Here is a 10,570-nt window from a genome sequence, read left to right on the forward strand (position 1 = left end):
TCATTGAAGAGATATTCCTTAAATTGATGAGCCAGGCGTAGTGCTCAACTATAGAATACTTCCCATTGTCCTAAAATACGATACTTAATATAGGATGAATAACATATCCTGGATATGTGATTATTATGGTTCGTCCAAGAGGAGAAATTAGTGTTGTATGCCAGAATGAGAAATGCCGTTTTTACTTAAAAGAAGAAGGTAAAGACATAATCAAACGTGGCAAGTATCAAACAGGTCATCAGAGATATTTTTGTAATCATTGTAAAACATTCTTCATGGAAACAAAAGGTACTCCGTTATACCATAAACATCTAACAAAATCAGAGATTATCAACATCTGTAAGCATTTGGTAGAGAAAAATGGTATCAGGTCGATTGAACGAATAACAGGTCATCATCGAGATACCATTGGACGGCTTTTAGAAGATCTTGCCTTACATGCTGAGATGGTAAATTCGATTCTTCTTCATGACGTAAAACTTGGACAATTCGAGGTCGATGAGATGTGGACATTCATTAAAAAAAACAAAAGAAAGTTGAGCCGGGAAGCCCAAATTCAGATGTCGAAGGTGATGCCTGGATATTCAATTTCATAAAAAGAGGTTCATACGTGATGGTCGCATATGAAGTTGGAAAGCAAGGTTTAGAAACTTGTAAAAAATTGTTTGAAAAAGTGTTCGAAAGAGTACAGCTACCCTTCCCAAATAATAAGATCCAAATTTTTTCTGATGGGAACGATGATTACACATCTACCATTCCTGATTATTATGCAGAAACTTGTGTTGATTATGGACAACTTATAAAAATAAAAGAGGGTGGTAAAATTGTCGATAAAATAAAAATTATCGTTTACGGAAATCCGTGCTATAGTGAAATTGAGACTACCGACATCGAAAATATGAACAGCATATTTCGTGAAAGATTGGGGAGATTGGTTAGAAAAACAAAATGCTATTCAAAAAAGAAACCAAGACTCGTAGACGCAGTCGAATTGTATCAATTCTATTGGAATTTTATGGATAAGTTGACAAAAAGTGAAACTCCTGCAATGATAGAAGGTTTGGAGCATCATCAATGGAGTTGGGAGGAATTTTTTAATTGTAAATTAAGTATTCTAAATTAGGTATTCTAAATTAGGACAATGCCCAAAATTATAAGGCGTTTCCAAACTAAAGGACAGGTAGAGGAAGTAGAAAGTATGGAATTAGATTTACCTCTTTCTGAAGATATAATCAAAAAATTAAACGACAACATTAGAAATGCTATTGAAGAGAAAAAATGATACCTATCCCACTAATGAAGTAATGATATAATGTCAGAATATCCAAAAGAAGATGATGCACAAATCGAAAATATATCTATATACGTAAAGCTGCAATCCCTTGATAACGTAGATTTATATAAGCTGGTAGAACACCTGCTGAAAAAGAAACCTGAATTGTATCAATTGATACTTGAATGGTTTAAAGCAAAACAGGAGAGCTTACCAAAAATCGACTTAGATAAACATCTTGTTGCAATAAATGATGAACTGTTAATGGAATACTGGAAAGATGCCAGAGAAATAATCTCTGAGTTCAATGAGTACGGCGGAGGGTCAGAAGAAAATGAGGATGAAGCTACTCTCGTTTAGGTCGCATTTCAGACCTTATCGAGGAAGGGAATATATCCACCGCCGCCAAGTTTGAATTTTTAGATGATGCCTTTGAGGAGTATAATAATGAGAATTCCGGTCTTGAAGATGCCATGATGGATGTTTTTTTCGAGATTTGCAAGACGAAAGAAGAATGGGAGTACCTGGTAAAAAAACTCGATGAGCATCCCTCCGACTGGAGGAAAAAACTTATAATGGACATCCAGAGGGAGCATCTTCACAACGATAAAGCGTATCTGGAAGAGCGCATGAAAAAACTTCATTACGGTATGGATTACTGGGATCTTGCCGCTTTTTATATCGAGAAAGGGGAGATGCACAAAGCTTTAGAAACAGCAGAACAGGGAATATTAAAAGGCGAAGGAAGACTTACAGAACTGTTTCAATATTTATCAGACCATTTTGTTAAAAAAGGGGACACTGTCAATCTGGAACGAATAGTTCAGACTGCTCTGGCAAGGAAGCACGAAGAAAAACCCATGCTGGATAGATTGTTTGAGTACTACAGGGATCAGGGGAATTATGAGATGGCAAAAGGGGCTCTGCTTAAATCATTCGAGTTTGCAGGAAATAAGGGCTATCATGCGGAATATAAGAGATTGAAAGAATTCCTGAAAGATCCCGACTGGGAACAGGTTGAACCGAAGGTTTTCAATGAAATTAAAGATAAAAACGTCCGTGACTATCTGAGGATATGTCTGGACAAAAACATGAAAAAAGTTGTGCTTGACGTCATTTTAAGCCCCCCAAAGAATAAATGGGGATTCGTGCTGGAAAATGACTTTGATGAGTTTGCAGATAAAATAAAAGAAGAGTATCCAGATAAGATTATTGAGTATTACTTGCAAAAAGCATATAGAAACATAAAAGGCGGAAATAGAAAAACGTATAGTAACGCAGCCGTATATCTGGCAAAGGTTAAAAACATTTACACAAACATAATAAAAGACGAATCGAAATGGAAACAGCGTTTTTCCGATCTAAAATCAGAATTTAAAAACCGCCCCGCATTTATAGACGAGGTTAAACATTTGTAAATAAAGGTAGATACAAAAATGGTAAAGCTCATCGTAATCAACAACTATGGTCAGTTCTGCCACCTGATACACCGCGCCGTGCGCGACCTGGACCAGGAAGTAGAACTGATGAAAAACATCTCTTCCATAGAGGAAATACTGGCAAAGGAACCTGACGGGCTCATACTGAGCGGCGGACCGACGCTTGAGCGCGCGGGCAATTGCGCCGCTTATGTTAAGGAGCTCGACCTTCCCATCCTTGGCATCTGCCTCGGTCACCAGGTAATGGCGCTGGCGTACGGGGGAGGGGTAAGGACAGGGGCGGCGGGTGGGTATGCTGCGGTCGAGATAGAAATACTCGATGAGGACGACATCTTAAAAGGCATTGGTCCAAAGACGAAAGTATGGGCATCGCATGCGGATGAAGTATCTTCGCTTCCCCCTGATTTCACCAGGCTTGCGCGTTCCGGTATCTGTGAGGTCGAGGCTATGAAGCACAGGACAAAACCGCTGTACGGGGTGCAGTGGCATCCTGAGGTCTCGCATACTGAAAAGGGCAATGAGCTGTTCAGGAACTTTTTTGAGGTGTGCCGGAAGCATTGAAACGCGCAGCAGCATAGCCCAGCACAGAGAAAAAAGCCCCTGTTGCCATCACTGCTTCGTAACTGAAATAATCCAGGATAATGCCTCCTACAAGAGAACCGATTATCGTCGCAAACGCGATCGAGGAATTAAGCAGCCCGGCCGCAGCTCCCTTCTCTTCGTTCGTCTCAATAAGCAGGCGCATAGAGCCGACATAGAGGCAGGAGTATGAGAAGGCAATCAGTATCATCCCGATAACTGCCTGGTAGTATATTGTCAGTGGAATTAGTGCTGCAAATGCGGCGGCAGAGAGTAAATCCCCGGCATGGATAAGGCGCGCAGAGTCGTATTTATCAAGCCGCCTCATAATGAAAAATTGCAGCGTCGGATTTAACATATAGATTATTCCTATCCATAATTTATCTGCCCCGAGGCTTGCAAGGTACAGGGGGAAAATCACCCATACATTATTGGCCCCTATCTGGCGCAGGAAAAATCCAAAATAAGTGTTCCAGTTCTTTTTCAGGATATCCCTGGAAAAGTAATCTACCTTCTTTTTTGAGCTAACCTCGGTGCCGGGCAATGTTAACGTAATCAGGAACGATGCAGCGAACAGCAGCGACGCAATCGTAAAAATCTCCCAGTAAACAGCAATGATACCTGCGGCAAGATTACCCGCAGCCCAGCCCAGGGGCATGAACGAACTGAACTTGCCTATGCTGCGCTTCAAATTATACACATAAAGCATGAGCACAGCCGGATAAATACCTGCGCTGAATCCGGCGAGCGCCCTTATCAATCCAAGACTGAGAGGGTCCCGTGCAAATATCTGGAGAAAAAAGGTTACTGAGGCGCTTAAGAATCCTGCCTGCAGTAGCAACTTCGGGGAGACCGAATCCGCTGCCCTGCTGAATATATAGGTTGAAATAAATAGTGCGGCGCCATAGACTGCCCCGATTATCCCTATCTCGATACCCGAAGCATTGAACTCATGTGCAAGGATAGGGATAAAAAGGTTTGACATCATTACAGCCATGTTGATAAAAAGCTGTATCGCGTTAAGTCTCATCGCTGGGTTTTAATGAAAGGATATGTATTTAAGGAATATAGTTTGAACTGAAGGTAAATCATGAACTCCCTTGACTGGGCGGAAAAATATCGCCCGAAGACACTATCCCTGATAACAGGTCATAATAAAGCCATACAAGAGCTAAAGGCCTGGGCGCAATCATGGCTGCACGGAACTCCAGAGGAAAGGGCTGTTGTCCTGTACGGGAGGGCCGGCATAGGCAAGACCACGGCAGCCCATGCGCTAGCAAACGACATGGGCTGGGAAGTGATAGAACTGAATGCCAGCGACCAGCGCACAGCCGATATAATCGAGAAAGTAGCGGGTTCCGCCTCCAGGATGAGCACACTGGACGGCAGCAATGTAAAAAGGCTTGTAATACTGGATGAGGCTGATAATATCCATGGCACCGCCGATAGGGGAGGCGAGAAGGCAATTGTTGAACTGATAAAGAAAACAAGCCAGCCTATCATCCTTATTGCAAATGAGCTTTATGATATGTCCGCAGGATTGCGAAGCGCATGCAAACCCATCCAGTTCAGCGCCGTAATGGCACGCTCCATGCTCCCTGCGTTAAAGAGAGTAGCTGAAGCAGAAGGCATAACATGCGGTCTTGACGCGCTTGAAACGCTGGCAGAGAACGCGAACGGTGACCTGCGAAGCGCGATAAATGACCTGCAGGCGATCGCCCAGGGGAAATCAAGGATGGAACCCGGGGATATCATAACCGCACAAAGGGATACAAAAGAGAACATTTTCAAAGTGCTTGTAAAGATATTCAAAGGAAAGGATATCCGCGAAGCCCATAAGGCTACTTTCAATCTTGATGAGAACCCGGAGGACTTCATCCAGTGGGTAGATGAGAATCTTCCCCTTGAATATACTAAGGCAGAGGACCTTGAAAAAGGATATTATTATCTCGGAAGGGCTGCCACCTTCCTTGGCAGGGTAGGCCGGAGGCAGAACTACAATATGTGGAGATATGCAAGTGTGATGATGACATCAGGTATCGTAGTCTCACGTTCTTACCATTACACTGCATTCGTAAAGTTCCAGCCTCCTTCGCTGTGGCGAAAGCTCGGGCAGACAAAAGGTATGAGGAACCTGCGCGATTCGCTCGCGAAGAAGATCGGAAGCCACTGCCATGTATCGATGAGCTATACCCGCTCGCAGCTGCTGCCTTTTTTCAGGGCGATGATGAAAGATGATGGATATGCACCTGCGGTCGCTGCACTGCTTGCTCTTGAGCCAGAAGAAATAGCATTCCTTATGGAAACCAAGTCTGTGACTAAAAAAGTCCGGAAGATTTACGAGGAGGCACAATCTCTCATCGAGAAAGAGGTTAGGCAGGAAATAGAGGTATTCGGCGGGTTCGGAGCCAAACCGGAACTCTCCGAAGCCACCGAGGAAGAGCCTGAAGACGAGCTCAGTGATGAACCTGAGGTTGAAGTCAAGAAAGAAGTAAAGTCCCAGAGTTCATTGTTTGATTTTTGAAAATAAATCTCTATAGGGATTTATTATAGAGGTTTATTTTCAGTTATTTCCCTTTCCTGAAAGAGTTCCTCGCAGCCAGAAGGGCGAACTGTGGTGTGTACCTGAGCCTGTTTTTAATTGAGTAGATACTTTTAATCGACCTTCCTAACTCGTAAATAAATTCATAGACAACGACTTTCTCTTCAACCTCTCCCGGTTCTTTTACCATAGTCAGGCGATGAATGGCGTATAGACCGATCAGGAACGCGAAGAAAAAGAAAAATCCCCACGAATGAAGATTGAATATCTGAAATGCTATCTGACTATCAGGGCTTGACCATTCCAGCTTCCATGAAAGCTGGCGTTCTGTAAAGAAATCCGCAAAAACGCCTCCGAGAACAGGTGCGATTCCCGATGAGATGGAATTGACAAGGCTAAGGGATGCAAGATATGCCGTTGCCTGTCCTTTCGGTGCAAGTTTGAACCCTATGTTCCCCGAGGTCAGCGAAACTCCTGCTGTGGATATTCCTGTAAAAACGTGTATAGTTATCAACAGGGGCATTGTAAGTATGTTTTTCCCGGGTACAATGAATGTCCACGCAAGAACGCACAGCATGAACAGAGTACCGCAAATGGTAAGCACGGATTTATTGCTGAACCGGTCCGAGAATTTCCCCCAGATGTTCAGGAACGCAAGATTCGTTATCTGGCTCAGTACTGTAAGAGCGATGATGAGCGACATGTTCATTTGCAGGCTTTTAAGCATGTAAACTGTGAAGAAAGGGATGGCCAGGTTTACCGCAAAACTCCAGGGACCAAGAGCCATGATGAGGTTCCTGAAATTGATATCCTTAAAAGGTGTCAGGAGCAGCCTGGTAAACTTTTGTTTTTTCTTTATCGATTCCATACAGGGTTCAGGAGTATTGGATAGGAAATAAACCCCGAGCATCCCGGCAATGAATCCCAGGAAAAAAAGAGCTGAATAACCATATAGTTTATGCTCCGGGAACAGGTTCTCCCATTTATCTATGTAGAACCCGGCAGCCAGGGAAAGAGAGCTTCCCAGTACAGCAGCAAGGCTCATGCGTTTTGAGAAAAACGACCCCAGCCTTTCACTTGGCACCAGGTCACGCATCCAGGAATTCCAGCAGCAGCCTCCGATGCCGCCGATTGCTGACTGCAGAATCAGTGCTGTAATGAGTACTATCAACCCTGTTTCAATTGAGAACAGGAATGGTATTGCGGCGATCGGTAGCCAGAACATTCTGCTCAAAGCTGATGAATATACGCAAATTGCCCGCCGGGCACGGTATTTTTCAATAAGATAAATGGAAGGAATCTGGATCAACTGTGCAAGAAAGGGAATCGCGGCAAGGAGACCGACAACCATATTGGAAGCCCCGAGCTCCAGCGCAAAAGCCACCAGGAAAACGCCGCCAGTCAATGTGCTCATTGCCTGGGAGGTTAAACCGTCTCTAATTATGTTCCGAAGACCATACCGTATTTCATCGTCGGTTAAATTATCTTTAACTGCAAACATTTTTTCGTTTTTCATCTGGATCCTATTAACGGACAGGGCAAGCTATCCCGCGCCGCTAACAGTTATTCATCTCCTTCTTGATTATCGTTAACTCCGGGGAGTATAACAAGCGTCTATCATACCGCTTATTATAGTGCCGACAGGAGCATAACGAGTTTCAATGTAAAAGGTATTGATAAATCTTACGCTTCAACTTCTCCTTCTTAAAAACGCTATCGGTAACCAGGGTTGCTTTAATAAAAAAAAGAATAATAAATAGTGATAAATAGGATCTGCCAGAAAACCTGATAATGTCTCATACCCATGCTTTTTTTGAGGGTACGGTATCCACGCTCAGTCCAAGTGCGACAGTGTTCAGTTTCTCGAATCAAGTTAAAGTATGGATTCCATGCACTCACTCGATATAATAGAATATTTGAACTGGCTGTATAATAATGTTTGTGACATCAGGAGCCCATCCAATAATCTAAACATATTTGCATTATGAGAGAATGACACCGCGGGCGAATAATGGTGAATGCAGAGGCGCCCTTCTTGAGACGCGACTCGGGGCGTTCATCTGCGGTTCTTTTTTACAATATGTCCTGATTGACTTCTTGAATATACTCTTAGTTAACTGTTAATTCAAAGTCAATTGTCCGAAAAGAATCTATGTACGAATCCATGCACCCAAGTGTACAAAACATTTTTTCCTTGATGCGGTCCTTCAGCACGTATATTTTTTTGCTACAATTAGCACATTTAACTTCAACCATTTCCAAGATTAATCACCTCTCGATTGCATAACTATCAGTTTAATAATTCGCATATCAGTCCTCGCTGCTTTGATTATTATAAATATCATCAATTGAAATCTACTTATAGCTGCTAGGCGTTATAAAAATGTCTATAGTTTTTTATGAGTTAGTATAGTTTATTTTTGTTCTTAGAAAATTATAAAGCATTTTTTGACATTTAATTCAAATAAGACCTCTCTGAGTGTAACATATAATGAAATACGTGGCAGGGATGATCAAAATTCAGCAGTCTGGAAACTTCCATACCTCTAAATAAATTCCACTCTATTCAAAGAGTTTATATATTAAATTTACATATTATGCATGGGTGTAAGAATGAGACTAAGCAAAACAAACCTTACAATAATCGGGATTGTGCCAATTGTTTTCGGTCTGATAATAATGTACAACTTCTGGACAGCCATCCAGGCATTGTACCCGCGGGGCATGACAACATACCTTGTATTTGACCAGCTTGTTGCCATCGGAGCAGCAGTGTTATTGGGCGCTTCTATCTACTGGGGCATACTTATTTACTACATATACCTCCTGCAGGAGAACGAAGTACTTATCCAGAACAATTTTTCCCAGCTCGCGGGGAGCGGTACAAAACACCTTGAGAGCGCTAAAAAGCTGATAAACCAGGTGCTTGCGGATATCAAAGCCAGTGAAAAGCTGAAATCCCAGTAAAGGCACAGGCGGGAAATACCCGCTTTTTCTTCATGTTTTTCTTCATAGTTTTATCTTTACCTTGTTTATAGAATTGCCTTTGCCCTCGCATGCCTCGATGTCGGCGTGATTAAAAAGCAAAGGACTACCTATTATTTTAAAGTTATTATAAATTATATACAGCTTTTCTATGTTCATGCCCGATATGCCAGCTTTTAACAGCTTTACTCTTTCTTCTGAAGTTTCTAACATCCACTTCCACCTTTCATTAACCCTTACTTCTGAATATATAAGCAAGCTGTTTATAAATAAATGTTACGTTCAAATCTGTACTTCCGATTCCATGTAGTTCCGAATAGCATGTTGAGTTATATTTGTGTTAAACGAGCTTTAAGCGTTTGAATTCTGCTCTCATTGTATTCTCGTAACCAGGTCAACAATACTGCTATTGAAATCCTGCATAGCGATTTGTACCCTTCTCGGATGTATATTAATATTCCATTGTTAATAGCTGATTTCAATTCATATACGTTGATCTTAAGACCTGTCTTTAACAGACTAAGTACATTAAACAATAAACATTGAAGCAAGAAAAATAGTATTCGTACCACAGGTGATTTTGAACAAGTCCTTATCTTGAATACGTTTTTAATTTTATATCCTGTCTCGACCGTGTAGTTGCAAATTAGCATTTTTCTCCAGAGGTATAATATGGACAATCTCGACTTTTCCATTTCTCACGATAACTTCCTCAACAAGCAGTTCAATGATTTTCCGTCTATCTTCAAAACCTGCATTTTCTATACCTTGCTTGACTGCATTACAGAAAGCATCTATATTATCAAATATCTTCCTGCAATCCACTTCATTTTTTTCAACAGCTTTTATGTTTCTTATTTGTTGTTGAATCTGTAAGATCCTTCGCTCTATGCTGCTCTTCCTGGTTTCTAACTCTTTTAAAGTTATAATTTCCGTTTGGTATGCATCAATTAAACGCTGGATCTGTTTATTATAAGTTTGGATCTGCTGCTCCAGTTTTTGACACTGTTTTTGAGTTCCACCTGAGAAAACAATATCCTTCTGACGTTTATACTGTTCAATGATCAATTCTGGTTTCTCCAGAAGTTCTGTTATCTTTTGCCATACAAGCTTATCGAGACGTTCCTGCCTTACATATTTACTTGTTTCCCTTCAAAAAAACCACACATTTTATAGCCACACTCCCCACATCGAACAAGCCTGCGAAGCAGATATGAGTGCTGAGTATTGTTCCTGCTTGACCATGCGGTATTTTTCTTAAGTTGCTCTCCTGCTCTTCTAAAAGTGTCCTCATCAATAATTGCTGGTACTTCGATCTCTATCCATTCATTTCTCGGCCTGAGTTTCTTGGTTGAATTCTCATTTTTTCTATACGCTAATGGATCTCGTGGTTTTTTCGGCTTTACACAGAATCTGCGGTTATAATACGCCTTACCTATGTATGCTTCATTCGTAAGGATGATACGTATCGATGCAGGAGCCCAGCCTTTACCTCCCTTCCTCGGACGAATGCGCATTAAATTCAGCCTCTGTGCAATTTTATACGTAGATAAGCCCTCTTCAACATACCATTGGAAAATCTGTTTAACCAGTTCAGCCTCCTCTTCATGAATAACTGCACATCCTGGCTGGCCATTGGACACTGGCTGATACCGATAACCGTATGGAGGGTTGCTCCATATTAAGAAACTCCCTTGGCGTGCATTAAAGAGTCTGCCTCTTCTAGGAGTTGTACCGTCATAAGTCTCACGC

General features: G+C 41.8%; 13 protein-coding genes. 8 read left to right on the plus strand and 5 right to left on the minus strand.

All coding sequences use genetic code 11. From position 1 onward, the window contains the following. Positions 1–125 precede the first annotated feature (125 nt). The 6 genes from MNV_RS01835 to MNV_RS01855 all read left to right on the plus strand — a co-directional run bounded on the left by MNV_RS01835 (position 126) and on the right by MNV_RS01855 (position 3,273). Positions 126–596 (plus strand): hypothetical protein, encoded by a 471-nt coding sequence (locus MNV_RS01835; protein WP_096203679.1) that lies wholly within the window; start codon positions 126–128, stop codon positions 594–596. 17 nt (positions 597–613) lie between these two features. Continuing rightward, positions 614–1,123 carry a hypothetical protein gene (locus MNV_RS01840; RefSeq protein WP_143311581.1) on the plus strand — a complete coding sequence of 170 codons (510 nt, stop codon included), beginning with the start codon at positions 614–616 and terminating at the stop codon, positions 1,121–1,123. An 18-nt stretch (positions 1,124–1,141) separates the two neighbouring features. Further along, on the plus strand, positions 1,142–1,282 hold the full coding sequence (locus tag MNV_RS19245; RefSeq protein ID WP_179293741.1) for a hypothetical protein: 141 nt from the start codon (positions 1,142–1,144) through the stop codon (positions 1,280–1,282). Positions 1,283–1,312: 30 nt separating this feature from the next. Then, positions 1,313–1,633 (plus strand): hypothetical protein, encoded by a 321-nt coding sequence (locus tag MNV_RS01845; RefSeq protein WP_096203680.1) that lies wholly within the window; start codon positions 1,313–1,315, stop codon positions 1,631–1,633. A 269-nt stretch (positions 1,634–1,902) separates the two neighbouring features. After that, entirely contained in the window at positions 1,903–2,691 is a 789-nt protein-coding gene (locus MNV_RS01850) for a tetratricopeptide repeat protein (protein WP_179293742.1), read from the plus strand. Positions 2,692–2,709: 18 nt separating this feature from the next. Further along, complete coding sequence (locus MNV_RS01855; protein ID WP_096203682.1) at positions 2,710–3,273, plus strand: GMP synthase subunit A; 564 nt, start codon at positions 2,710–2,712, stop codon at positions 3,271–3,273. On the opposite strand, the gene MNV_RS01860 is transcribed toward MNV_RS01855, so the two are convergent. Next, the gene (locus MNV_RS01860) at positions 3,239–4,321 is read right to left on the minus strand and encodes an MFS transporter (RefSeq protein ID WP_096203683.1); all 1,083 of its coding nucleotides are present in this window, start codon (positions 4,319–4,321) and stop codon (positions 3,239–3,241) included. The genes MNV_RS01855 and MNV_RS01860 overlap by 35 nt on opposite strands. A gap of 60 nt (positions 4,322–4,381) precedes the next feature. Here MNV_RS01860 and MNV_RS01865 point away from each other — a divergent pair, with 60 nt between their 5' ends. Further along, a complete protein-coding gene (locus MNV_RS01865; protein ID WP_096203684.1) occupies positions 4,382–5,815 on the plus strand; it encodes a replication factor C large subunit in 1,434 nt (477 codons plus the stop codon). A 43-nt stretch (positions 5,816–5,858) separates the two neighbouring features. On the opposite strand, the gene MNV_RS01870 is transcribed toward MNV_RS01865, so the two are convergent. Then, a complete protein-coding gene (locus MNV_RS01870) occupies positions 5,859–7,349 on the minus strand; it encodes an MFS transporter (RefSeq protein ID WP_096203685.1) in 1,491 nt (496 codons plus the stop codon). Between the two features lie 1,097 nt (positions 7,350–8,446). Between MNV_RS01870 and MNV_RS01875 the strand changes: the two genes are divergently transcribed. Further along, the gene (locus MNV_RS01875; RefSeq protein WP_096203686.1) at positions 8,447–8,800 is read left to right on the plus strand and encodes a hypothetical protein; all 354 of its coding nucleotides are present in this window, start codon (positions 8,447–8,449) and stop codon (positions 8,798–8,800) included. 42 nt (positions 8,801–8,842) lie between these two features. On the opposite strand, the gene MNV_RS01880 is transcribed toward MNV_RS01875, so the two are convergent. The 3 genes from MNV_RS01880 to MNV_RS01890 all read right to left on the minus strand — a co-directional run. Next, the gene (locus MNV_RS01880) at positions 8,843–9,031 is read right to left on the minus strand and encodes a hypothetical protein (RefSeq protein WP_096203687.1); all 189 of its coding nucleotides are present in this window, start codon (positions 9,029–9,031) and stop codon (positions 8,843–8,845) included. Between the two features lie 402 nt (positions 9,032–9,433). After that, a complete protein-coding gene (locus tag MNV_RS01885; RefSeq protein WP_096203688.1) occupies positions 9,434–9,886 on the minus strand; it encodes a hypothetical protein in 453 nt (150 codons plus the stop codon). Positions 9,887–9,948: 62 nt separating this feature from the next. Continuing rightward, on the minus strand, positions 9,949–10,570 hold a 622-nt coding region (locus MNV_RS01890; protein WP_218837859.1), incomplete at its 5' end, for a recombinase family protein.

Origin of the sequence: Candidatus Methanoperedens nitratireducens (assembly GCF_900196725.1) — an archaeon.
GTDB lineage: Archaea > Halobacteriota > Methanosarcinia > Methanosarcinales > Methanoperedenaceae > Methanoperedens > Methanoperedens nitroreducens_A.